Genomic DNA, 23,480 nt, shown 5'->3' on the forward strand with positions numbered 1-23,480 from the left:
GCCGGACGTTTCTGCGCGCCTCGTCGCAATTCGGCTATCGTGCTTGCGCGGGCGGTGCGAGGCGATAAACGAGATCCATGGATCGTATTCTCATTCGCGGCGGCAATCGCCTGTCGGGCCGCCTCCCCATCTCCGGTGCAAAGAACGCCGCGCTCACGCTGATGCCGTGCGCGCTGCTGACCGAAGAGCCGGTGACGCTGCGCAATCTGCCGCGCCTGGCCGATGTCGACAGCTTCGGGCATCTGCTCAACCAGCTCGGTTGCTCGACTCGGATCGAGGGCGCGCGGCCAGAGGATTTCGGTCGGGTGATGACGATCCGCGCGGGCAAGCTGACCGCGACCGAAGCACCGTATGACATCGTGCGCAAAATGCGCGCGTCGATTCTGGTGCTGGGCCCGTTGATCGGGCGTGCGGGCGAAGCGACCGTGTCGCTGCCGGGCGGCTGCGCGATCGGCAATCGCCCGATCGACCTGCATCTGAAAGCGCTGGAGGCGATCGGCGCGCAGCTCGAAATGGCAGCGGGCTATGTCAAGGCGATCGCGCCCGGCGGGCGTCTGTCGGGCGGCACCTATACCTTCCCGATCGTCTCGGTCGGCGCTACCGAGAATGTTGTGATGGCAGCCGTGCTGGCCAAGGGCGGCAGCCGCATCGAAAATGCCGCGCGCGAGCCCGAAATCGTCGATTTGTGCAATCTGCTGGTGGCGATGGGTGCCAAGATCTCCGGCATCGGCACCGAGACTCTGGAAATCGAAGGCGTCGACCGGCTGCACGGCGCGACCTATCGCGTGATGCCCGACCGGATCGAGGCGGGCAGCTATGCCTGCGCCGCCGCGATCACCGGCGGTTCGGTCGAACTGGTCGGCGTGAAGATGGACGATATGCGCGCCACCACCGCCGCCTTGATCGCGGCCGGGGTGACGCTGGAGGAGCGCGGCGACAATCTGCTGGTTTCCGCCACCAACGGCATCAAGCCGCTGACGCTGTCGACCGCGCCCTTCCCCGGCTTTGCGACCGATATGCAGGCGCAGTTCATGGCGATGCTGTGTCTGGCCGATGGGGCCAGCGTACTGACCGAGACGATCTTCGAGAACCGTTACATGCACGTGCCCGAACTGGCGCGGATGGGCGCAGACATCTTGGTGCAGGGCCGCACCGCGGTCGTGCGCGGCGTGCCCAAATTGGTCGGCGCGCCAGTGATGGCGACCGATTTGCGCGCGTCGATGAGCCTGATCATCGCCGGCCTCGTCGCCGAGGGTGAGACGCAGGTCAGCCGCGTCTATCACCTTGATCGCGGCTATGAACGGCTCGAGGAAAAGCTGAGCGCGGTCGGTGCCGATATCGAGCGCGTCGGCGACGGTTAAAGTCGTCCGCCACCACTCCCGTTCGTTTCGAGCGTAGTCGAGAAACCTGGCACAGCGCTTGTTGCTGTTTCTCGACTACGCTCGAAACGAACGGGGCGCGGGCAAGTCCGCGACGATTAAGCCGTCCGCTCCGGCACGGCCGCGGCGTCGGCCTGGATGGCGAGGTCGGGCGCAACCGCTTCCCATGGGAAAATGAACCAGTCCTTGGTCACCGCGCGGTCGATTTCGCGTGCGTGATAGTCGACGCGCTCGCCCGAGCGGATATTGTCGAGCAGCGTCGCGAACCGCACGCTGCCCGGCACCGCGCCCGCCGCCGCCAGCATCGCCCGCAACCGCGCGATCGTGCGGCCCGTATCGTTGATGTCATCGAGGAACAGGAAACGCTCGCCGCCGCGCGTCCGCGCTGCCAGGCGTGCGATCGGGTCGAGCGCGAAATCCTCGACCTGCGCCGAGAAATCGACGGATAGCATCGGCAGCCCGCTCGCATGGCTGAGGAACACCGCCGGGACCAGCCCGCCGCGCCCTATGCCGATCAGGAAGGTCGGTGCCCATGCCGCATCCTCGCCCAGTCGTGCCGCCAGCAGATGGATGTCGGCGACGAAACGCTCCTGCGCAATCGGCGTGTAGAGGGTCATGCCGCCGCCTCCGCATAGGCATCCAGCCGCGCCAGATGCTCCGCCACGGCGGCATCGGGTAGGAAAGATCCCAGAAAGCTGTTGCGCGCCAGCGCGACGAGATCGCCGCGATCAAGCCCGCGCGCGGCCGCGACCGCGCGATAATTGTCGCCGACATAGCCGCCGAAATAGGCGGGGTCGTCGGAATTGATTGTCGCACGTAACCCGGCGCGCAGCATCTGGTCGATCGGGTGCTCGGCCATGTCACCCACCACGCACAGTTTGAGGTTGGACAGCGGACACACCGTCAACGTCATGCACATGCGCGCGAGCCGGGTGACGAGCAGCGGGTCCTCCAGGCTGCGATTGCCATGGTCGAGCCGGTCGACGCCGATCAGGTCGAGCGCCTGCAGCACATAGTCGGGCGGGCCTTCCTCCCCGGCATGGGCGACCAGCTTCAAGCCCTTCGCGCGGGCCGCGGCGAAAACGCGCGCGAACTTTTCCGGCGGGTGGCCGAGTTCGGACGAGTCGAGCCCGACCGCCGCAATCCGCTCCAGCCACGGCTCGGCGGCCTCCAGCGTGGCAAAGGCATCGGCTTCGTCGAGGTGCCGCAGGAAGCTCATAATCAGCAGCACGGTCATGCCGTGCTTCGCCTCGGCCTCGGCAATGGCGGAGAGCAGCCCGGTGATCACCGTCTCAAAGGCGATGCCGCGCGCGGTATGCGTCTGCGGATCGAACATGATTTCGGCGTGGACCACCCCGTCCGCCGCGGCGCGGTCGAAATAGGCAGCGGCGAGATCGTGGAAATCCTGCGCGGTCCGCAGCACGTCCGCCCCGGCATAATAAAGGTCGAGAAAGTCCTGCAGCCGCGAGAAGTTATACGCCGCACGGACATCCTCGACGCTCGCGAACGGGATCGCCACTTGGTTGCGCTGGGCGAGCGCGAACATCAGCTCGGGCTCAAGGCTGCCTTCGATATGCAAATGGAGTTCGGCCTTGGGCAAGCCGGTGATGAAGTCGGGATCGGTCATTCGCGCACCATTGCCAGGTTGCTGGCCGTGGGCAAGCGGCGAACCACCACCCACGGCACCCGCTTCACCCGTTAAGCGCACTTTCCAGCGTCGTGCGCCACGGCGTGGTCGGTCGGCCGATCACTTCGCTCAACGCATGGTTATCGTCGAACAGCGCGCCGTTGGCCGCCTTGGTGTCGCTTTCGGCCAGCATCGCGGCAATCGCTGCGGGCAGGCCAACCCCCTCCAGTGCAGCGCGATAGTCGGCCTCGGGCAAATCCTGATAGGCGACTGGCTTGCCCGAAAGATCGCTCAGCGCCGCCGCCAGATCGGCAAGGGTGAACGCCTCGTCGCCAGCCAGTTCATAGATGGCGGGCTTGGCCGCGTCTGCCGTCAGTACGGCCACAGCCGCTGCCGCGTAGTCGGCGCGCGCAGCCCCCGAAATGCGGCCCGCGCCCGCGCTTCCTAACACCGCCCCATGCGCGACCGCCATCGGCGCGCTTTGCGCATAATTTTCGGTGTACCAGCCATTGCGCAGCAGCGCGTGCGGCACGCCGCCGTCGGCCAAGGCCAGCTCGGTCGCGCGATGTTCGACCGCGAGGTTGAGCGGGTTGGTGTCGGCATGGAGCAGGCTGGTATAGGCGATGAAGCCGACCCCGGCGGCCTTGGCGGCGGCGATGACGGCCTGATGCTGTGCTACGCGCTGTCCGATCTCGCTCGACGAGATCAGCAGCAGCCGATCGACCCCGGCCAGCGCGCCGGCAAGGGTGTCTGCCTGATTATAGTCAAACGCCCGGACGACCACTCCCTGTGCAGCTAAATCGGCCAGTTTCGCGGGGTCACGCACCAGCGCGACGATGGTGTCAGGCGCAACCTTCTCCAGCAGCCCAGCGATGACGAGGCGGCCGAGTTGGCCCGAAGCTCCAGTAACGGCAATCATGATAGCACTCCCAAAAACCATTGAGACGCACCATTTAGGGGTATAGCTTATGAAAAATAAGTACGCACAAAAAGGTAAGTGATAAAATGGTAGAGTGGAGCGCCACCCCGCTTTCGGATGCGCTGGAACGCGGCGACGTGCTGAGCCCGGACTGCCCGTCCCGCCTCATCCTCAATCATGTCACCAGCAAATGGGGGGTGCTGACGCTGCTGTCGTTGCGCTCGGGCACGCTGCGCTTCAGCGCCCTGCGCCGTAAGGTCAGCGGCGTGAGCGAGCGGATGCTGGCGCAGACGCTGCAGCAATTGGAGGGGTGCCGCCTGGTCGATCGGCGGAGCTATGCCGAAGTGCCGCCGCGCGTCGACTATACGCTGACCCCGCTCGGGCGCGAGGCGGCCGACCGAGTCGCCGCGCTGGCGGACTGGATCGAATCATCGCTGCCCTTTCTGCTGGAGCCAGGACCGGTCGCGGCGTGATAGTCAGCCCGGGCGGACGCCTTGCGCCGCCCGGGCCACGCTTATCAGATCGCTGCCAGCGCCTGCTCGAAATCGGCGATCAGGTCGTCGGCATCCTCGACCCCGATCGAGATGCGCACGAGATTGTCGGTGATGCCGAGCGCCTGTTTACGCGCATCGGGCACCGACAGATGCGTCATCGCCGCCGGGTGCGAGGCGAGCGTCTCGGTGCCGCCCAGCGACACCGCCAGCTTGGCGATTTTCAGCGCGTCGAGGAAGGCGAACGCCTCCTTCTCGCCGCCCTTCAGGATCAGCGAAAAGGTCGATCCGGCACCGGTGCAATGGCGCGCATAGATGTCGGCCTGGCGCTCCATCCCCGGCGTATCGGCTAGGAAGCCGAGATAGCCGACTCGCTCGACCTTGGGGTGGCTACGCAGGAAGCCACACACCTTGACCGCATTTTCGCCCGCGCGGCTCATGCGCAGTTCGAGTGTCTCCAGGCTGCGCATCAGCATCCACGCGGTATTGGGGTCGCAGATCGTGCCGATCGTGTTGCGCATCAGGCGGATCGTGTTGATGTGCTCCTTGGACCCCAGCACGCCGCCTGCAACCAAATCGCTATGGCCGCCGGCATATTTGGTCAGCGAGTAGACGACGATGTCGGCCCCATGTTCTAGCGGCTTGAGCCAGAGCGGGCCGAGGAAGGTGTTGTCGATCGCGATCGGCGGCTTGGTGGCACCGGTGAAGATCGCGTCGCGGCTCGCCGCCACCGCCTGAATGTCGACCAGCGCATTGGTCGGGTTGGCGGGGCTTTCGAGATAGATCAACGCGACATTGCCGGTCGCCGCCTTGCTCATCACGGCATCGATTTCCTCGCGCGTCGCGCCCGCCGGAAAATCGAGCCAATGCACGCCGAAGCGGCCGAGAATGCGCGCGATCAGCGTCTCGGTCGCGGCGTAGAGCGGGCCCGAATGGACGATCGTGTCGCCCGGCTTGACCATCGACAGGAACAGCGTCGCGATCGCCGACATGCCGCTGGAAAAGACCAAAGCGTCCTCGGCCTCTTCCCATACGCCCAGGCGATCTTCGAGAATCTCCTGATTCGGCCCGTTGAAGCGCGAATAGACCAGCCCTTCGGAGCCGCCGGGGCGCTTGCCGGTGACGCCCTCGAAATGGCGCTTGCCTGCGGCGGCATTGGGGAAAACATAGGTCGAGGTCGCGAAGATCGGCGGCTTGAGCGAGCCTTCCGACAGCATCGGATCATAGCCATGGCCCATCATCAGCGTGGACGCCTTCAGCTTGCGGTCGCCGATCTTTTCGATCGAGGGCTTGGGCTTGGTGCGTGGCGCGACGCCGGTCAGATCGGCTTCGGTCTGCGGGTCGGTCCGGTCGGTGGGCGTCGCCATAAGGGTGCATCCTGTGTCGAAAAATGATAGGAGGCTTTACCGCGAGATAGTCTCGAATGATACTATTTCGCGGCGGATCCGTGGGGGGACAGGACATGCCGATCGCAATCGTTTCAGTGCCCGTGACCGATGTGGCACGCGCGCGGACTTTTTACGTGGAAACGCTCGGACTGGTGGTGCTGCGCGACGAGGCGATGGGCCCTGACATGCGCTGGGTGCAGTTGCAGCCCAAGGATAGCGGCGCGACGGTTGCGCTGGTGACATGGTTCGATGCCATGCCCCCTGGATCGGTGCAGGGGCTGATGCTGGCGGTGGACGATATCGATGCCGAACATGCGCGGCTGGCGGCGGCCGGGGCGACGGTGTCACCGGTCGACGAACAGCCATGGGGGCGCTTCACCATGCTGCAGGACCCGGACGGCAATGGCTGGATCGTCGCGCAATTGACCAATCCCGACGAAGTGAAGACGCGGTAACGGGCTTTTGGCCGCCCGCTGGGCGAGGCGTCAGAGGCCGATGATCGAAATCTGACGGCCATAGCCCGGCTCGCCGCGATGCGTTGCGCGGCGGAAGCTGAAGAAGCGCGCTTCATCGGCATAGGTGTCGAGCCCGAGCATCGCCACGCGAGTCACCCCCACGCTGGCCAGGCGGTGCGCGACATAGGCCTCCAGGTCGAACTGGAAATGGCCCGCGCGGCCTTCGGCGAAGAAGCGTTCATTGGCCGGGTCGTCGGCTGCGAAGCGATCCGCAAAGCCCGCGTCCACTTCGTAACTTGCGCGCGCGATGCACGGGCCGATCGCGGCGGCGATGCGGTCGCGCTGCGCACCGAGCGCTTCCATCGCCTCGATCGTCGCATCGGTCACGCCGCCGAGCGCGCCCTTCCACCCGGCATGCGCCGCGCCGATGACGCCGGCCTGCACATCCGCCAGCAACACCGGCGCGCAATCGGCGGTGACGATGCCGAGCGCGAGACCGGGGCGATCGGTCACCAGCGCATCGGCATGCGGGCGCGCATCGTCCGCAAACGGCGTGACCACGGTGACACAATCGGCGGAATGCACTTGATAGGGCGATAGCAAGCGCGCGCCGGGCTGCACCGCCGCCACGGCGCGCGCGCGGTTTTCGATGACGGCGGCCGCATCGTCGTCGGAGCCGATGCCGACGTTCAGCCAGGCATGGATACCCGTCGATACGCCGCCGATCCGCCCGAGAAAGCCATGCGGGATTCCCGCCAGCATCGGCGCGCGGATCACCTCGACGAGTGCGGGCGCGCTCACAGCACCAGCCGCATCAGATTGTCGTCATCGACGGTCGCGCCCACGCGGAAGGCGATCCGTCCAATGTCGTGAAAGCCGTATTTCTCATAGAAACGGTGCGCCCTGTGATTGTCGACATAGACGCTCAGGATCACCTCGCGCGCGCCGTGGCTGCGCGCATGGTCGAGCGACCACGCCATCAGCTCCTGCGCGACGCCCTGTCCGTGCCAGTCGCTGAGTACATAGAATTGGTAGAGCTCGATCGCATCAGGCCGCCATTCGCCGGGGAAGGTGACCGGCCCCATTTTGACGAAGCCGATGATCTGGCCCTCGTCCAGCGCCAGCCGGATCGCGAAATCGGGGTCGGACAGTTGCGCGGGCAAGCCATTGGGCCCGAACGCCTCGTCGAGAAACGCGCTCAGGTCGGATTCGGGATAGAGCATGCCGAAGGTTTCGGTGAACGACTGGCGCGCCATTGCGGCCAGCGCTGGCCCGTCGATCGTCCGGGCGTCTCGGTAATGGATCATGCAAACCCCGCTGGGAGTGGCCAGTCGGGGGAGGAAACCGCCAGAACCTGGAATAAAGTGCCCATCGCCTGGGTCAGCCGCTGGTGATCGGCGGTGATACGCTCGGCGCGGTCGGGCGCAGCCTTGGCGAGCGCCGCCGCGCGCGCGGCGATACCGAGCGCGCCGAGGAATGCGCCCTGGCCGATCGGCCCTGCAACCTGCGCCCCCTCGACGATCGCCGCCGCGGCGAGCGTGCCGAAATCGACATGCGCGGTCAGGTCCTGCTCGCCGGGCGCCTCATAGGGGTTGGCGTAGGCATGGCCGCGCACCGCCTGCAGCGTGTCGCCGACGGCGGGGCCATCATAGCCGTAATCGACCACCAGCAGCGCACCACCTTGCGCGACGATGCGCTGGGCGAGGCTGCGCAGGATCGCCACGCTGGCGGGCGACGTCTCGATCACCGATCCGGCGGCGGCATCGCGCAAGGCTTCGGGGATGACGCCATCGGGCACTTGCTTGCCGGCAATCGGCAGGAACAAAGTGTCCTGGCAGGCGACCAACCGCTCGAACCAGCCGCCTGTACCCTTGACGAGTTGCCGGATCGGCAGCGCGTCGAAGAATTCGTTGGCGACGGCAATCAGCGGGCGATCGGCGGGCAATGTGTCGATCGCGTCGTGCCAGGTCGCGTGCGGCAAGCGCTCGGCTTGCGCGGCGCGCAGCACCGGGCTGGTTTCGACCAGGTGCACCGGCGGCACGAAACCGGCCTTGCCCGCCGCGCGCAGCGCATCGGTCGAGAGCGTTCCGCGACCGGGGCCGAGTTCGACCCACGCCGCGTGCGGCCGCCCGGCGCGGTCCCACAGATCGGCACCCCACAGGCCGATCAACTCGCCGAACATCTGGCTGATTTCGGGCGCGGTTGTGAAATCGCCGCCGCTGCCGAGCGGATCGCGCGTCGCATAATATTGCTGGTTGGCCGCCGCCATGAACTGCGCGAGCGAAATCGGCCCGGCGAGCGTGATCGCACGGGCGAGGCGGTCGGCCAAATCTCCCCTCTCGCTCATCGGAGGGGCTGGGGGAGGGGCTGTTATAGGATCGAGGGACGCTGCGGCCATTCCCTCCCCTAACCCCTCCCGCACGCGGGAGGGGGACTTTTTCATGCCACGCTCGCGTCGCCCGCGATCGGCACGACGCGGTGGCGGCGGCCCTTGGCGGTGACGATCAGATAGAGCCCGGCCACGATCATCGGCAGCGTCAGCACCTGGCCCATATGGATCGTGTGCGCGAAGAAGCCGCCCCACCATTGGTTGAATTGCGCATCGGGCTCGCGGAAGAATTCGACGGTGAAGCGCGCCAGGCCATAGCCAAGCAGGAACAGCCCGACCAATTTGCCCGGCTCATAGCGCGCCTTGGTCTTCCAGAAGGCAAACCACAGCACCGCGAACAAGGCGACGCCCTCCAGCCCGGCTTCGTAGAGCTGGCTCGGGTGGCGTGCGGGTTCGATCATGCCGCTTTGCACGGTGTCGTTGAACACGATTGCCCATGGCACGTCGGCGGGCTTGCCCCACAATTCGCCGTTCACGAAATTGGCGATCCGCCCGAAGAACAGGCCGAACGGCACCGCGCAGGCGAGATAATCATGCACGCGCAGCCAATCGAGCTTTTGCGAGCGTGCGAACAGGATGATGCCGATCGAGGTGCCGATCATCCCGCCGTGGAACGACATGCCGCCATCCCACAGCTTGAACAGGCCCCAGGTGGTCAGCAATTGCGGCGCATAGAACAGCGCATAGCCCAGCCGCCCGCCTAGGATGATGCCGAGCGTAGCGTAGAACACCAGATCATCGGCATGACGCCGCGCCATCGGTGCGCCCGGCTGGCGCAGCAGCTTCAGCAGATACCACCAGCCGACCAGGATGCCGGTGATATAGGCGATCGAATACCATTTGATCTGGAAGAAACGCAGGTCGATCGCCACCGGATTGAGGTGGAGATCGGCGAAATGGAGGTGGCCCTGCGCGGCCGAGGCGGCATTGGCGAGCACGGGCAGGGCGGCGGTCAGGATCAAGGCTTTTCCCCGAGGATTTGCGCCTCCATAATGGGGGAAGGCGATAAGACCAAGTGGAGAGCGAGATGCCGAGCAAACTGGACCTGCGGATGGATGCCGCGCTGGCGGGGCTGACCGGCCCCGGGGCACCATTCGGCTTGGGATCCGTAACGGCAGGTGGCGTCGAGCTGCCGCTGATCACCGGCGTGCCGCAGACCTTGCCCCCCTATTTCGCGCATTATTGTGCGAATCACGCCGAGCTGCCTTTCCTGGTGGCGGGGCCCGAGCGGCTGACCTTTGCCGAGGTCTATGCGGTCGCGCAGGGCGTCGCGAAGAGCCTGATTGCACACCATCACGTTGCCCCCGGCGACCGGATCGGCATCGCGATGCGCAATTCGCCGTCATGGATCGCGCTGTACATGGGCATCGTGATGGCGGGCGGTGTCGCGACGCTGCTCAACGGCTGGTGGCAGTCCGAAGAGCTGGCGACGGCGGTGGCCGAGGTCGAATGCCGTCTGGTCTTTGCCGACCCGCCGCGCGCCAAACGGCTGGCCGATATCGATGGGCTCGATGTCGCGGTGGTGACGGTCGATGACGTGCGGCCGCTTGGCATCGCGCTGGCGGCGCTGGCCGGACCGGCCGATGTCGCCCTGCCGACGATCGCGCCCGAAGACCCCGCCACGATCCTGTTCACCTCGGGCTCGACCGGGCAGTCGAAGGGTGCGATCAGCAACCACCGTGCGGTCACGCAGGGCGTGTTCAACTATCTGGCGCAAGCGCTGGTGATGCTCGGTATCACGACTGCGGACGGCACTCCGCCGGTCGGCCAGCCCGCGACCTTGCTCAACGTGCCACTCTTCCATGTCACCGCCGAAGTCCCGGTGTTCCTGCAAAGCTTCGCGATGGGGCGCAAACTGGTGCTGATGCCGAAATGGGATGCCGAAGAAGCGATGCGGCTGATCCAGGCGGAAAAGATCAGCTATTTCGTCGGTGTGCCGCTGATGAGCTTCGAAATCCTGACGCACCCCAAGCGCGCCGAGTATGATCTGTCCTCGGTTACCGATTTCGCGGCGGGGGGGGCGCCCCGCCCGGTCGAGCATGTCCGCCGCATCGCCGACGAAATGGGCGGCCCCAAGCCGCTGCTCGGTTATGGCCTGACCGAGACCAATGGCGTGGGCTGCGGCAATTTCCGCGACAACTACCTCGCCAAACCCAATTCGACTGGCCGCGCATCGGCACCCCTGGTCGATCTCGCGATCCTGGATGGCGCGGGCAAACCAGTCGCGCAGGGTGAGCGCGGCGAGGTCGGTATCCGCTCGATCTGCAACTTCACCGAATATTATGGGCGGCCCGATGCGACCGCCGCCGCCTTCACCGCCGATCGCTATTTTCTGACCGGCGACATCGGTTATCTGGACGAGGATGGGTATCTGTTCATCGTCGATCGCAAGAAGGACATCATCATCCGCGGCGGCGAGAATATCTCGTGCCAGGAAGTCGAGGCGGCGATTTACGAGCATCCGGCGGTGGCCGAGGCAGCCGTATTCGGCCTTCCCGACGAACGCTTTGGCGAAGTGCCGGGCGCGGTGGTGCTGCCGCGCGAGGGCGAGACGCTGACGACCGAGGCGCTGTGCGCATTCCTGTTTGCGCATGTTGCCGCCTTCAAGGTGCCGCAGCGCATTTGGATCGTCGATCACGCACTGCCACGCCTGGGCACCGAGAAGATCGACAAGGTATCGATCCGCACCAAATATCGCGCACTGGCGGCGGCGGAGACCGTGACGGCATAGCCACACCGAACTGGCGGTGCGGCGCTTGGCGCGATAGAGCAAGGCGATGGCTTCCCCCGCACCCCCGAAGATCGATCGTCGCACGCTGCTGATCGGTGGTGGGGCAGGGATCGGGCTGGTCGTGGCGTGGGGGCTATGGCCACGGCGCTATTCCGGCAATCTCACCGCCGACAAGGGCGAGAGCGTGTTTGGCGCGTGGCTCAAGATCGGCGACGATGGCCATGTCACCGTCGCCGTGCCGCAGGCCGAGCATGGGCAGGGCGTCTACACGACGCTGCCGCAAATCATCGCCGACGAACTGGGTGCGGACTGGCGGACGGTCGCGGTGGAGGCAGCCCCGTTCAATCCGCTCTACGCCAATGCGCTTGGCGCGCGCGAACTGTTCGAGCAGCCGGGCGACGGCCTGGTCAAGGCGTGGCGCCAGGCTCATGCCGGGCGGATGGGGCTGATGCTGACCGCCGGATCGACCTCGATCCGCGCATTTGAGGACCCTTTGCGCGCGGCGGGGGCGGCGGCGCGCGTGTTGTTGTGCCAGGCTGCGGCCAAACGGTGGAAGGTCGCGTGGCAGGCGTGCACCACCGCCGAGGGTTTTGTCGTCCACGGCAAGGACAGGTTGCGCTTCGCCGAGCTGGCGGCTGAGGCGGTCGGTGGCACCCTGCCCGATCCGTTGCCGCTGCGCGGGGATGGTGGCGACCGGCTGTCGGGCCAGTCGCTGCCCCGGCTCGATGGCCCCTCCAAGATCGACGGATCGGCCAATTTCGCAGGCGACGTGCGCTTGCCCGACATGGTCTATGCCAGCATCCGCCAAGGCCCGGTGGGTGACAGCACGTTGGTGCGGGTCGATCGCACGGCGGCAGAGCGCGTTCGCGGCGTGTTGCAGGTCGTCACCAACGATCGCTGGGTCGCGGCGATCGCCAATAATTGGTGGGCGGCGAACACGGCGCTCGATGCGCTCGCCCCCCGGTTCGAGACGAAAAGCCGCGTGGTCAACACCGCCAGCATCACTGCGGCGCTGAAGGCCGCGCTCGACGGGCCCGGCGCACGCATCGCGCGGCAGGGCGATCTGTCGGCGGTGTTCAAGGGCGCGCGCGTGGTGACCGCCGATTACCATGTCGGCCTTGCCGCGCACGCCGCGATCGAGACGATGACGGCGACCGCGCAGTATCGGGACGGGCGGCTGGAACTGTGGTTGCCGACCCAGGCACCGGGATTGGCGCGCAGCGCGGCGGCGGCGGCGATCGGTGTTAGCGAGGATGCGGTGCTCGTGCATCCGATGCTGATCGGTGGATCGTTCGGCGCGAATCTGGAAACGCAGTGCGCGGCGCAGGCGGCGGTGCTGGCGCACAGCCTCAAACGCCCGGTGCAACTGGTGTGGAGCCGGTCGGAGGATCTGCTGCACGATCGCTATCGCCCCCCGGCAATGGCCCGGATGGCGGCGCGGCTCGGCGGCAACGGACAGATCCTCGGCTGGCTGGCCAAGATCGCCGCCCCTGCCACCGGGCAGGATCTGGCGGCGCGCTTACTGGCGCACGATACGGGGTTCCGCACGGCGCAAGCCGTCACGCCGTTCGGCGATGGCTATGCGGTGGCCGGGGCCACGCCGTTTTACCGTATTCCGGCTTATGCGATCGACCATCACCCGGCCGATATCGGTGTGCCAACCGGACATTGGCGCTCGGGCGCGCATAGCTACACGACGTTTTTTACCGAGTGTTTTCTGGACGAACTGGCGCATGTCGCGGGAACCGAGCCGCTGTCCTTCCGCATCGGCATGCTGGGCGGGGATGCGCGGCTGGCGCGGTGCCTTTCGACCGCCGCGTCGCTTGGCGGTTGGGAAGGCGGCATTGCGGGAAGCGGGCAGGGCATTGCCTGCCACAGCTTTCGCGGCAGCCATATCGCGGTGCTGGTCGAGGCGCATGTCGGCGAGGGGCAGGCGGTCAGCGTCGATCGCATCGTCGCGGCGGTCGATTGCGGGCGGCAGATCAATCCCGACATCGTCCGCCAGCAAATCGAGGGCGGGTTGCTGTTCGGCATGGCGGCGGCGACCGGCAGCGCGACCGGGTTCAAGGCCAATCTGGCCCAGGCGCGCGGCTTTGGCGATCTCGGCCTGCCACGACTGGCCGACACCCCTGACATTACGGTCGAGCTGATTTCGAGCGAGGCGGAGCCGGGCGGGGTGAGCGAACTCGCCGTGCCGCCGGTTGCGCCCGCAATTGCCAATGCCCTGCAAGCCGCTACGGGCTATCGCTTGCGCCGCCTGCCGCTCACTCCGGGAACCGTTTGATGCCACCGATTCTCCCCGCCGGACATCCGGTCGTGCCCAAGCCGAAGATCGGCGTTCTGCTCACCAATCTCGGCACGCCGGACGGGCCCGATACCAAGTCGGTCAAACGCTATCTCGCCGAATTTCTCTCGGACCGCCGCGTTGTGGAGATTCCGCCGCTGATTTGGCAGCCGATCCTGCGCGGCATCATCCTGAACACCCGTCCGCAAAAATCAGCGGAAGCCTATGCCCAGGTGTGGAGCGCCGACGGCTCGCCTTTGGCCGCGATCACCAAGGCGCAGAGCGCGGCGCTGCAAGGGGCGTTCGGCGCGGACGTGCTGGTCGATTGGGCGATGCGCTATGGCAATCCCTCCATCCCCAATCGCCTGCAGGCGATGAAGGATGCTGGCTGCGAACGGATCCTGATCGCGCCGCTCTATCCGCAATATTGCGGGGCGACGACCGCGACCGCCAATGACAAAGCCTTTGCCGCTTTGGCCAAGATGCGCTGGCAACCGGCCTTGCGCACCTTGCCGCCTTATTATGACGACCCCGCTTATATCGAGGCGCTGGCGCAATCGCTGACGGCGGGGCTGGCCGCGCTCGATTTCGAGCCGCAGGCGATCGTTGCCAGTTTCCACGGCATGCCGCAGCGCACGCTCGAACTGGGCGATCCCTATCACTGCCATTGCCAGAAGACCGCGCGGTTGCTGGGCGAGCGGCTGGGGCGGCCGATGACGGTCACCTTCCAATCGCGCTTCGGGCGCGCGAAGTGGCTCGAACCGGCGACCGACGCGACGCTCGATGCGCTGCCGGCCAAGGGCATCACCAAGGTCGCGATTTTCGCCCCCGGCTTTTCGGCCGATTGCCTTGAAACGCTGGAGGAACTGGCGATTCGGGGGCGGGAGAGCTTCGAGGAAAATGGCGGCACCCATTTCGCCTATATCCCCTGCCTCAATGCCGATGAGATCGGCATCGAAATGCTACGGGTTTTACTTGCGCGTCAACTTGAAGGGTGGACGCCATCCGCCTAGCGTGGGCTAGGCGATAGATCCTGGGAGGAGAGTTTAATGGCACGCGTCGCGATCGTAACCGGCGGCACTCGCGGGATTGGGGAGGCGATCAGCCTCGCGCTGAAGGATCATGGCATGACGGTCGCTGCGACCTATGCCGGCAACGATGATCGTGCACGCGACTTCACCGAACGCACCGGCATCGCCGCCTTCAAATGGGATGTGGCGGATTACGAGGCCTGCCAGGAAGGCACGGCGAAAGTGGTCGAGGCGCTGGGGCCGGTCGACGTGCTGGTCAACAATGCCGGCATCACGCGCGACGGCACGATCATGAAGCTCAGCTACCAGGCGTGGAAAGAGGTGATCGACACCAATTTGGGCGGTTGCTTCAACATGGCCAAGGCGGTGTTCCCGGGCATGCGCGACCGCAAATGGGGGCGCATCGTCAATATCGGGTCGATCAACGGCCAGGCCGGGCAATATGGCCAGGTCAATTACGCGGCCGCCAAATCGGGCATTCACGGTTTCACCAAGGCGCTGGCGCAAGAGGGCGCGCGGGCGGGCGTAACGGTCAACGCGATCGCGCCCGGCTATATCGATACCGACATGGTCGCCGCCGTCCCGGCGGACGTGCTGGAGAAGATCGTTGCCAAGATCCCGGTCGGTCGGTTGGGGCAAGCGAGCGAAATCGCGCGCGGCGTTGCCTTCCTGTGTTCCGACGAGGGCGGGTTCGTCACCGGCTCGACGCTCAGCATCAATGGCGGGCAACATATGTATTGATCGCCCGGCGCATCGCGCCCGGACATAAAGGAGGCCGACCTCTAGGGAAGCCGGCCTCCGCCCCCTGTTCCGCAACGCGGGGGAACTCTGAAAAGCGTCGCGGTCGCGTTAGCGGCAATAGCCCGGCTGACCGTCCTTCTGGATCGCACGACCGGCCAGGGCACCGCCGCCTGCACCCAGGACGGTGCCGAGCGTGCGGTCGCCGCCGCCTGCGATCACATTGCCGAGCAAGCCACCCGCGATCGCGCCGATAATGGTCCCGCGGTCGTTATTGCAGCGGTTGCGCGCGCGGCTGTAATAGCGGCGGTCCTGATAATAGCCGTCGTCGCGATAGCCGCGCCGATCATCCCGGTACCCGCGATATCCGTCATCGCGATTGTAGCCGTCGCGATACGCCTGATCGTAAGCATAGCCTTGGCCGCCATCATAGCGCTGGGCGGCGGCAGGGGTCGCGGCCAGACCGGAAGCGGTCATGACCATCGCGGTGGCTGCGAGCGTGAGTTTCTTGAACATGATGCGTCTCCCGGTTGGTGTTTCCGATGATCCGGTTATGGCCGAGTCGGGCTGAGGTCAGCCTGAATGGCGCTGTTAGCCGCCGTTCATCGTCGCCAGTGCCCGACGAATCGCGGTTGCGTGTCGCTGCTGGCTCCCGCAGGGGCGGGGGATGCGCATTTTATGGTCGGTTTTGTTTGCCCTGCTGTTCGTGCCGGATTCGACGGTGCCAGGGCGTCGCGTGAGGCTCGGCACCGATCCGCATTTTCGCGCCGTGCCGGTGATGCTTGATCCGGCCCGACCCGACCTCACCCGCGTGGGGGATCTGGTGTGGCTGGGCGGTGTGCAGTTGCGCAGCCGCGATCCGCAATTCGGGGGCTTCTCCTCGCTCAGTGTCGCGGGCGACCGCTTCACCTTGCTGAGCGACAGCAGTGACATTGTGCGCTTCACGATGGGCTCGGATTGGAAGGTCCGTGACCCGAGCTTCGCAGAACTGCCCGCTGGCCCCGGCACGGGATGGTTCAAGCGCGACCGCGACAGCGAATCGATGAGTATCGACCGCAAGACGGGGGCGATCTGGGTCGGTTTCGAGAGTTATAATGAGCTGTGGCGCTACGATTCGCGGTTCCGCCGAGCGGAAGCGCACGGGGCTCCGCCGGTTATGTCGAAATGGCCTGAGAATGAGGGGCCAGAGGCGATGACGCTGCTTCCGACAGGAGGGATGGTCACGATTGCCGAAACCAAGCCCTGGCCCAAGGCAAGCGGGCGTGGTGGCATCGTGTTCCTCGGCGATCCGGTGCAGCGGCCGCGTTGGGGCTATCGCTTCAATTATCTGCCCCCGCGCGGCTACGATCCCAGCGACATGACGGTGCTGCCCGACGGGCGCTGGTTGATTCTCAACCGTCGCCTTGCCGGGGCACGCTTTTCCAATGTGTTGACCGTGGTCGATCCAGCGCAGGTCAAGCCGGGGGCGACGGTGCGCGGGCGCGATATCGCGACGCTGGCGGCCCCGCTCATCCACGACAATTTCGAAGGCGTGGCGGTGACGCGCGAAGGCGCTGCAACGATCATCTGGCTCGTCTCGGACGATAACCAATTGTCGCTACAGCGCAGCCTGTTGCTGAAGTTCAGGCTCGATCCGGTCGCGCCGAAGCGCAACCGGAGCTGAGAGGGGTCTTACGCGGCGGCCTGCGGCGCGGCGGTCAGCTTCTTGGCGACATCGCGCTTCAGGCGACGGGCGCGCAGCGACAGCTTGTCGTCGGTCGTCTTGACCAGCCAGTTGTCGAGGCCGCCGACATGCTCGACCGAACGCAGGCCGTGCGCCGACACGCGCAGCTTGACGCTGGTGCCGAGCGCGTCGGAGATCAGCGTGACGTTCTGCAGGTTCGGCAAGAACGTGCGCTTGGTCTTGTTGTTCGCGTGGGAAACGTTGTTACCCACCATCCGGCCCTTGCCGGTCAGTTCGCAGATCCGCGACATCGTAAATTCCTGAATGTCCGTGAGCCCATGAAGAGGCTCGTGAAGGCGGGGCGCATACCGAATGCAGTGCGGTCGGTCAACCGTCCGAGGCGATTCGATGTCGCGATGCAACCATAAGGCCGGACGCCGGTTTGGTTACGGTAACGATTCGATGTTGCGAACACGGGAGAAGATCCATGCGCTTTCTTTTAGCTTTAGTCGGCCTTGCCGCGCTTGTCGTCGTTGCGCTCGTCTCGCTCGGAATGCTCAAGATCGATACCAAGGCGGGCTCGCTGCCGACGCTCAGCGTGAATGGCGGCAAGGCACCCGAAGTCAGCGCCAATATGGCAACGGTCGAACTCGGCACCGAAAACAAGACGATCGAAGTGCCGACGGTCGGCACCACCACCAAGACGATTTCGGTACCGACGCTAAAGGTCAATAAGCCGGTCAGCGCTGACGGTAACGCCGTTACGACGCAATAACCGACCGCCCCTTGCCGCAAGTTGCCGATTCGGCGGCAACACGGCATGGCAGAACGATGTTTCCGCTTCCCCCCCCAATGCGTGCCGCGCTGGCCGCTGCTGCCGATGCGGCGGCGGCGGGGGAGGTTCCGGTCGGCGCAGTGGTGGTGCTCGACGGGCGCATCATCGCGACCGCTGCCAATGCGCCGCGCGCGCTGCATGATCCGACCGCCCATGCCGAAATGCTGGCGATTCGCGCGGCGGCTGCGGCGATCGGGTCGGATCGATTGAGCGATTGTGATGTGTGGGTGACGCTGGAGCCGTGCGCGATGTGTGCAGGTGCCATCGCCCATGCCCGAATCGCGCGCCTTTATTATGGAGCGAGCGACCCGAAGGGTGGGGCGGTGGAGTATGGACCGCGCCTGTTTTCCCAGCCGACGATTCACCATCGGCCCGAGGTGTTTCCGGGAATCGGTGACGGCGAGGCGAGCGCGCTGCTGCGCGATTTTTTTAGCCGACTTCGCTGATTTCGTCCGCCTTCGCCAAATAACGGCAAGGCGATAGCCCTCGCGCGGTTGTGAAATGGCGCGATTCGCGCAAAGGAGGGGCTGCGCCATGGCACCGCTCCCCCCCTTTCCCTGGATCGACGTCGCGATCATCTTCGCGCTGATCGTGTTGAACGGCGTTTTCGCCATGTCCGAACTGGCGATCGTCTCGGCGCGCAAGGCGCGGCTGGAGGCGATGGCGCGCACCGGCTATCGTGGTGCGCGCACCGCGCTGACGCTGGCGGCGGATCCGGGCAAGATCCTGTCGACGACGCAGATCGGCATCACGCTGATCGGGATTCTGGCGGGTGCCTATTCGGGGGCCAGTCTCGGCGGCCCGGTTGCGGCGCGATTGCATTTTCTAGGGCTGAGCGCGGCGACCACCGAAAGCATCGGCTTTGTGATCGTCATCGGCATCACCACCTATGCTTCGCTGGTCATTGGCGAGCTGGTGCCCAAGCAAATCGCGCTGCGCGCGCCCGAACCGCTGGCGGCCGCGATGGCGGGGCCGGTGCTGGCGCTGGCCTGGAGCACCGCGCCGGTGGTGTGGCTGCTCGATTCGTCCTCCGGGCTGCTGTTTCGCCTGATGGGCCTGAAGCGCGAGAGCGAAGAGCATGTCACCGCCGAGGAACTGCATCTGATCGTCGCCGAGGCGAGCAAGTCGGGTGTGATCGAGGAGCATGAGCGTTCGATCATCTCGGGGGTGGTGCGGCTGGCGGATCGCCCAGTGCGCGAGGTGATGACGCCGCGCACCGACATCGAATGGATCGACGCGACGCTCGATGATGCCGGGCTGCGCGCGGCATTGGTCGCCGCCTCGCACAGTCGGCTGCCGGTAACCGAAGGTTCGGTCGATACCGTGATCGGCGTGGTGCAGGCGCGCGACATTGCCGTCGCTTTGTTCAAGGGCGAACCGCTCGATCTGCGCGCGCTGATGCGGCAGGCACCGATCGTGCTCGACCAGATCGACGCGATGGACGCGCTCGACGCGCTGCGCCAGGCCGAAGTGCCGATGGCGTTGATCCACGACGAATATGGCCATTTCGAAGGCATCGTCACCCCGGCGGATCTGCTCGCCGCGATCGCCGGCGAATTCGCGTCAGATACCGATCCGGATGATGCGCCCTCGGTGGTGACGCGCGATGATGGCTCGCTGCTGGTTGCCGGGCAAATGGCGGTCGACATGCTGGCCGAGCGGCTCGGCATCGATTTGCCCGAGGATCGCGATTACGCGACCGTCGCGGGGCTTGCGCTCGCGGTGTTCCGCCATTTGCCGGGCGAAGGCGAAAGCTTCATCGAACAGGGCTGGAAGTTCGAAGTGGTCGATCTCGACGGGCGGCGAATCGACAAATTGCTGGTCAGCCGCGCGCGCACCGCTGGCTATAGGCCGACCTAGCCACCGTCGCCTCGTACTGCGAACCGAGTGCGGCGGACCTTATCGCCGCAACACGATCCGACCGACTCGCCGCCCGCCTTCGCCACGCACCAATTGCACCGACACATCGATCACGCTTTCGACATAGCGGACGATCTCGCCGCGGCCGAGGCTGGTGCCCGCTTGCATCACCATCAGCGCGATCTGGTCTATTGCGGCGGCGGGGCTGTCGGCGTGGACGGTGGTGATCGAACCGGGATGCCCCGAATTGACCGCGCGCAGGAAGCTGAACGCTTCGCTGCCGCGCAATTCGCCCAGGATGATGCGGTCGGGGCGCAAGCGGAGCGAGGCCTTGAGCAAATCCTCCGCTTCGACCTGTGCTTCGCCCTGTCCGCCGCGCACCGCGATCAGGCCGATGCTGTTGGGGTGGGTCATCTCCACTTCGGGCGTGTCCTCGATCAGCACCAGCCGTTCGCGCTCGGGCACCGCTTTCAATAGCGCGTTGAGGAAGGTGGTCTTGCCGGTCGAGGTGCCGCCCGAAATCAGGATGTTCTTGCGCGCCCGCACTGCCTGGCGGAGGAAATCGCCGATCTGTCGCGCCTCCAGCAACGCCGCCAAGGCGATGTCCTCGGCGCTTTCGTGCTGGGTATCGCCAATCGCGGTGGTGGCGAAGGCATCGCCCGCCTCATAGTCGGCCAGCGACAGCGCGCGCACCACTTGTCGCCGGATTGCCATGACCAACGCGCCACGGGTCGCGGGCGGGGCGACGATTTGCACGCGCGCGCCGCCGGGCAGCGTTGCCGACACCAAGGGGTGCTCCCGGCTGATGCCTTGATGCGTGATCGCGGCGATCTGGGTGGCGAGTCGCCACAGATTGGACTCGGTCAAATCGGGCGCGGGGTGGCGCGTGCTTTGGCCATCGAGCGTCTCGACCCAGATCTCGCCGGGTACGTTGATATAGATGTCGGTGACATCACCGCGTTCCAGCCACGGCGAAAGCGGGCGCAGATAGGCGTCGAGATAGGTGCCGGGCGGTGACAGCGCGTTCATTCCGCCGCCCCGCCGACTGGGGTGAAATCGAGATCGCGTGCCACGAACACCCGCACCGGCGTGCCTTGTGCGACCTTGATCGTCGGCGGGATGATCTGTGTCGGCAGCAAGGCAGCGGCGAGGCCGGTTGCCTCCTGGCTCGACCCGATCAGGATTTGCGTGTTCGATCCGCGCGATACCGATGCTACTGCGGCATTGACCACCGACAGCAGCACCGAATTGGTGAAGCGCTGGAAGAAATGGCGGTTGACGCTGCCCGCCAGCCCGGCGCGGCCCAGCGTATCGGCGGCGGGGGAGCCGATCTGGATCGAGGCACCATCGGGCCGGATCACCCGTGTCCAGATCACGAAGGCGCGCGACTGCCCCTGCGCGACCGCGCTTTTATACTGGCCGACCAGCCGACTGCCGCGCGGGATCAGCACCATGCTGCCATCGAAGCTGCGCACGTCGCGGCTGACCACCGCGCGCGCGAAACCGGGCAAATCCGAATTGAGCGCGGTTTCCAATACCGCGGGGATGATCGCGCCCTGTGGCACCACCGTTGCCAGATTGTGCAGTTGCGAGGCGCGCGCGCGCTCGGGCTCGGCGGACGAGACGCGCTCGGCAAATTGTTCGTCGCCGTCCAGGCGCGCAGCACCGCCGTTCTTGCCGTCTGCGGCTTTGGCGGCATCGGTGGCACCGGCTTTGCCTGGTTCGGTGGCGGGGGCGGGCGGCGCGACCGAGAGATCGACGATCAGCGCGGGCGCTTTCAGCCGCTGCGCCTCGTTCAGCGCCGCAGCCGATGGGCCGATAAAGCCGGGGGTGGCAACGGCCACCGGCGGCAGCGGTGTGGCGATGGGTACGGAAGTGGGTGTGGCCGTCGGCATCGGTACGACGCCATGCGCGGCCGCCTCTACCGCCGCGATTTCCGCAGGGGGTGCGAGCGGGGCGACCAAGTCGGCAGGGCGGCCACCGCGCGTGACGATGCCATCGCTAACGGGTGCCCGCGCGGCGTACAGCAAGGTGAAACACAGCAGCCCGAGCGAAACCGCCCCGGCACCAATCAGCCAGCCACCCCGTTGTGGTCGGGGTGAGGCGACGGCGGGCCGGGGTGGGCCAGCGGCGCTGGGGGAAAGCGGATCGGTCATGGCTTGGCTCGCTCGGCAGATTTGGCGGCTTTTGCGGTTTTCGCGTCGAATGGCGGCGGCGCGTCGGGGCCGGGATCGGGCTCGCGCCAGCCTTCGTTGATCAGCGTGGTCGTCTCGCTGCCGTTGCGCAGCAGGAAGCGCGGCGCGATCTGTTCGACGATGGTATAGCCTTGCCGCACGCCATAATTGACCAGGCTTTCCTCGCCCTTGCCGGTCACGGCGAAGAGGGCCGGGGTGGGGGTCTGCTCCGCCCATTTGAAATAGGTGAAATGGCCGTCGTCGAACACCAGGGTCGGCAGCAGCGACCGCGCGCCGGTATAGCTGTAGCGCGTGTTGCTGCGCACCGGTGGTGGCGGCGCGGCTGGCGCGGCGGCGACTTCGACGGGCGCAGCGGGATAGACGAAGCGCACGACATAGGTGCGCGCACCGCCATGCGCGGCCTTGCCACGGCTGGCGTCGAGATCGAAGATATAGCGGCGCTGGTCGGTCACCACCGACATGTTGGTCAAAATGTTGGCGTCGAGCGGCTTCAGGAACAGGATGTTGGCGCGTTTGTTGGGCACCACTTGCCAGGCCAGCGCATCGCCGATCGAGACGTTTTCGATATGCTCATCGGGCGCGAACTCGATCATGACCTGGAAACCGAGCTGCCCGTGCAGCGTGACCAGATGATCGGGATCGTAAGCGATGTTGCGGATGTGCGGATCGACCCAGGCGGGCCGGTCGGGCGCGGTCGTCGCTGCGACGCACGCCGTCCACGTCACCGCCAGCGCGATCAACCAGGGGGCGGTATTGCACTTCATCGCGTGGGCACCCCGAGCGCGCTGTCGAACTGCACCGGTGTGGGGGCGGTGTCCTCGGCATCGCGGCGATAATGCGTCACTTGGAAGCCCAGCGGATTGACGAAGCGATCCTCCATCCGCATCGGCGCACCCGAAAAGCGATAGTCGATCACCGCCGTCCAGCTCCGCCGTTCGCCGCCAGCCGCGCCCTGATCGTGGCGGATCGTATCGAAGCGCACCGTCGCGCTGCCCGCGCGCGGCATCGTTACGCTCTTCACCGTGGTCGAGACGATAGTGGTCGCGGGATAGCGGGTGAGCGGGCTGTCGGGATTGCCCTTCTGGAACAGGTGGCGATAGGCGGCGCGCATCGGGCCATCGGACCACAAGGCGGTCTTTTCGTAATTGGCGCGCAGATCGCTTGCGTCGAAGGTCTCGCGGGCGATGACATATTGGACGATCGCGGCTTGGGCGATGGCGTTGTCCTGGGTGAGCGCTCCGGGGGCAAGGCCCTTGATCGTCTCGGCATAGCCGCTCTGGCGATCGACCAGGATCGTATAGGGGACCACGGTCTTGAGCGGGGCGAGCCCGGCCAGCGCAACCGCCTCCAGCACCGCGATCAGCGCCGCGACGCCCGCCAGCATCAGCGCCCGCCGCCGTGCCGCCTCCGCGCGCGCGATCAGATCGTCGCCCCAGCTATCGGGGCGTTGCTGCAGGATCCGCGTAAACGCGGGTTCGGGGGTGGCTTGGTGCAT

General features: G+C 66.1%; 25 protein-coding genes. 11 read left to right on the forward strand and 14 right to left on the reverse strand.

Annotated elements, in window-relative coordinates:
* Positions 1-77: 77 nt before the first annotated feature.
* Positions 78-1,361, forward strand: coding sequence for a UDP-N-acetylglucosamine 1-carboxyvinyltransferase (gene murA / locus ON00_RS13750; RefSeq protein ID WP_010406634.1), 1,284 nt, complete (start codon positions 78-80; stop codon positions 1,359-1,361).
* A 116-nt stretch (positions 1,362-1,477) separates the two neighbouring features.
* Here murA and ON00_RS13755 read toward each other — a convergent pair whose 3' ends face one another.
* The 3 genes from ON00_RS13755 to ON00_RS13765 form a co-directional block, all read right to left on the reverse strand.
* Complete coding sequence (locus tag ON00_RS13755) at positions 1,478-1,996, reverse strand: phosphoribosyltransferase (protein WP_010406635.1); 519 nt, start codon at positions 1,994-1,996, stop codon at positions 1,478-1,480.
* On the reverse strand, positions 1,993-3,006 hold the full coding sequence (locus ON00_RS13760; protein ID WP_010406637.1) for an adenosine deaminase: 1,014 nt from the start codon (positions 3,004-3,006) through the stop codon (positions 1,993-1,995). Before ON00_RS13760 ends, ON00_RS13755 begins: the two co-directional genes overlap by 4 nt.
* A 64-nt stretch (positions 3,007-3,070) precedes the next feature.
* A complete protein-coding gene (locus ON00_RS13765; protein WP_010406638.1) occupies positions 3,071-3,925 on the reverse strand; it encodes an NmrA family NAD(P)-binding protein in 855 nt (284 codons plus the stop codon).
* Between the two features lie 86 nt (positions 3,926-4,011).
* On the opposite strand from ON00_RS13765, the gene ON00_RS13770 reads away from it, so the two are divergent.
* Positions 4,012-4,398, forward strand: coding sequence for a winged helix-turn-helix transcriptional regulator (locus ON00_RS13770; protein WP_010406640.1), 387 nt, complete (start codon positions 4,012-4,014; stop codon positions 4,396-4,398).
* A 44-nt stretch (positions 4,399-4,442) separates the two neighbouring features.
* Here ON00_RS13770 and ON00_RS13775 read toward each other — a convergent pair whose 3' ends face one another.
* Positions 4,443-5,783 carry a cystathionine gamma-synthase family protein gene (locus ON00_RS13775; protein ID WP_010406642.1) on the reverse strand — a complete coding sequence of 447 codons (1,341 nt, stop codon included), beginning with the start codon at positions 5,781-5,783 and terminating at the stop codon, positions 4,443-4,445.
* A 95-nt stretch (positions 5,784-5,878) separates the two neighbouring features.
* Here ON00_RS13775 and ON00_RS13780 point away from each other — a divergent pair, with 95 nt between their 5' ends.
* Positions 5,879-6,259, forward strand: coding sequence for a VOC family protein (locus ON00_RS13780; protein WP_010406643.1), 381 nt, complete (start codon positions 5,879-5,881; stop codon positions 6,257-6,259).
* 30 nt (positions 6,260-6,289) lie between these two features.
* Here ON00_RS13780 and pgeF read toward each other — a convergent pair whose 3' ends face one another.
* The 4 genes from pgeF to lgt all read right to left on the reverse strand — a co-directional run bounded on the left by pgeF (position 6,290) and on the right by lgt (position 9,610).
* Positions 6,290-7,021: a peptidoglycan editing factor PgeF gene (pgeF, locus tag ON00_RS13785; protein WP_040602107.1), complete on the reverse strand. Its 732-nt coding sequence runs from the start codon at positions 7,019-7,021 to the stop codon at positions 6,290-6,292.
* Between the two features lie 35 nt (positions 7,022-7,056).
* A complete protein-coding gene (locus ON00_RS13790) occupies positions 7,057-7,566 on the reverse strand; it encodes a GNAT family N-acetyltransferase (protein ID WP_010406650.1) in 510 nt (169 codons plus the stop codon).
* Complete coding sequence (locus ON00_RS13795) at positions 7,563-8,606, reverse strand: class I SAM-dependent methyltransferase (protein WP_029622896.1); 1,044 nt, start codon at positions 8,604-8,606, stop codon at positions 7,563-7,565. Before ON00_RS13795 ends, ON00_RS13790 begins: the two co-directional genes overlap by 4 nt.
* A gap of 92 nt (positions 8,607-8,698) precedes the next feature.
* A complete protein-coding gene (gene lgt / locus ON00_RS13800) occupies positions 8,699-9,610 on the reverse strand; it encodes a prolipoprotein diacylglyceryl transferase (RefSeq protein ID WP_010406652.1) in 912 nt (303 codons plus the stop codon).
* Between the two features lie 65 nt (positions 9,611-9,675).
* Between lgt and ON00_RS13805 the strand changes: the two genes are divergently transcribed.
* The 4 genes from ON00_RS13805 to phbB are packed head-to-tail and all read left to right on the forward strand — an operon-like array spanning position 9,676 to position 15,435.
* A complete protein-coding gene (locus ON00_RS13805; RefSeq protein WP_010406653.1) occupies positions 9,676-11,379 on the forward strand; it encodes a class I adenylate-forming enzyme family protein in 1,704 nt (567 codons plus the stop codon).
* Positions 11,380-11,425: 46 nt separating this feature from the next.
* Positions 11,426-13,663, forward strand: a complete 2,238-nt coding sequence (locus ON00_RS13810; RefSeq protein WP_010406654.1) for a xanthine dehydrogenase family protein molybdopterin-binding subunit — start codon at positions 11,426-11,428, stop codon at positions 13,661-13,663.
* Positions 13,663-14,676: a ferrochelatase gene (hemH, locus tag ON00_RS13815; protein WP_010406655.1), complete on the forward strand. Its 1,014-nt coding sequence runs from the start codon at positions 13,663-13,665 to the stop codon at positions 14,674-14,676. Before ON00_RS13810 ends, hemH begins: the two co-directional genes overlap by 1 nt.
* Positions 14,677-14,712: 36 nt before the next feature.
* On the forward strand, positions 14,713-15,435 hold the full coding sequence (gene phbB / locus ON00_RS13820) for an acetoacetyl-CoA reductase (RefSeq protein WP_010406656.1): 723 nt from the start codon (positions 14,713-14,715) through the stop codon (positions 15,433-15,435).
* 108 nt (positions 15,436-15,543) lie between these two features.
* Here the strand turns inward: phbB and ON00_RS13825 are convergent, their stop codons facing one another.
* Positions 15,544-15,948, reverse strand: a complete 405-nt coding sequence (locus ON00_RS13825) for a glycine zipper 2TM domain-containing protein (protein ID WP_010406658.1) — start codon at positions 15,946-15,948, stop codon at positions 15,544-15,546.
* Positions 15,949-16,099: 151 nt separating this feature from the next.
* Between ON00_RS13825 and ON00_RS13830 the strand changes: the two genes are divergently transcribed.
* A complete protein-coding gene (locus ON00_RS13830; protein ID WP_010406660.1) occupies positions 16,100-17,095 on the forward strand; it encodes an esterase-like activity of phytase family protein in 996 nt (331 codons plus the stop codon).
* Positions 17,096-17,103: 8 nt separating this feature from the next.
* On the opposite strand, the gene rpmB is transcribed toward ON00_RS13830, so the two are convergent.
* The gene (gene rpmB, locus ON00_RS13835; RefSeq protein WP_010406662.1) at positions 17,104-17,406 is read right to left on the reverse strand and encodes a 50S ribosomal protein L28; all 303 of its coding nucleotides are present in this window, start codon (positions 17,404-17,406) and stop codon (positions 17,104-17,106) included.
* Between the two features lie 176 nt (positions 17,407-17,582).
* Here rpmB and ON00_RS13840 point away from each other — a divergent pair, with 176 nt between their 5' ends.
* The 3 genes from ON00_RS13840 (at position 17,583) to ON00_RS13850 (ending at position 19,790) form a co-directional block, all read left to right on the forward strand.
* Entirely contained in the window at positions 17,583-17,870 is a 288-nt protein-coding gene (locus ON00_RS13840; RefSeq protein ID WP_010406664.1) for a hypothetical protein, read from the forward strand.
* A 77-nt stretch (positions 17,871-17,947) separates the two neighbouring features.
* The gene (locus tag ON00_RS13845; RefSeq protein ID WP_010406666.1) at positions 17,948-18,376 is read left to right on the forward strand and encodes a nucleoside deaminase; all 429 of its coding nucleotides are present in this window, start codon (positions 17,948-17,950) and stop codon (positions 18,374-18,376) included.
* A gap of 88 nt (positions 18,377-18,464) precedes the next feature.
* Entirely contained in the window at positions 18,465-19,790 is a 1,326-nt protein-coding gene (locus tag ON00_RS13850) for a hemolysin family protein (RefSeq protein WP_010406669.1), read from the forward strand.
* A gap of 39 nt (positions 19,791-19,829) precedes the next feature.
* Here ON00_RS13850 and virB11 read toward each other — a convergent pair whose 3' ends face one another.
* From virB11 to ON00_RS13870, 4 genes are read right to left on the reverse strand one after another with little or no spacing between them, the layout of a single operon-like run.
* Positions 19,830-20,819 carry a P-type DNA transfer ATPase VirB11 gene (virB11, locus tag ON00_RS13855; protein WP_010406671.1) on the reverse strand — a complete coding sequence of 330 codons (990 nt, stop codon included), beginning with the start codon at positions 20,817-20,819 and terminating at the stop codon, positions 19,830-19,832.
* Positions 20,816-21,946, reverse strand: a complete 1,131-nt coding sequence (locus ON00_RS13860) for a TrbI/VirB10 family protein (protein ID WP_010406673.1) — start codon at positions 21,944-21,946, stop codon at positions 20,816-20,818. Before ON00_RS13860 ends, virB11 begins: the two co-directional genes overlap by 4 nt.
* Positions 21,943-22,749: a TrbG/VirB9 family P-type conjugative transfer protein gene (locus tag ON00_RS13865; protein WP_010406675.1), complete on the reverse strand. Its 807-nt coding sequence runs from the start codon at positions 22,747-22,749 to the stop codon at positions 21,943-21,945. Before ON00_RS13865 ends, ON00_RS13860 begins: the two co-directional genes overlap by 4 nt.
* Positions 22,746-23,480, reverse strand: a complete 735-nt coding sequence (locus ON00_RS13870) for a VirB8 family type IV secretion system protein (protein ID WP_010406680.1) — start codon at positions 23,478-23,480, stop codon at positions 22,746-22,748. The genes ON00_RS13865 and ON00_RS13870 overlap by 4 nt, the downstream gene beginning before the upstream one ends.

The organism is Sphingomonas echinoides ATCC 14820, from assembly GCF_000241465.1.
Lineage (GTDB): Bacteria > Pseudomonadota > Alphaproteobacteria > Sphingomonadales > Sphingomonadaceae > Sphingomonas > Sphingomonas echinoides.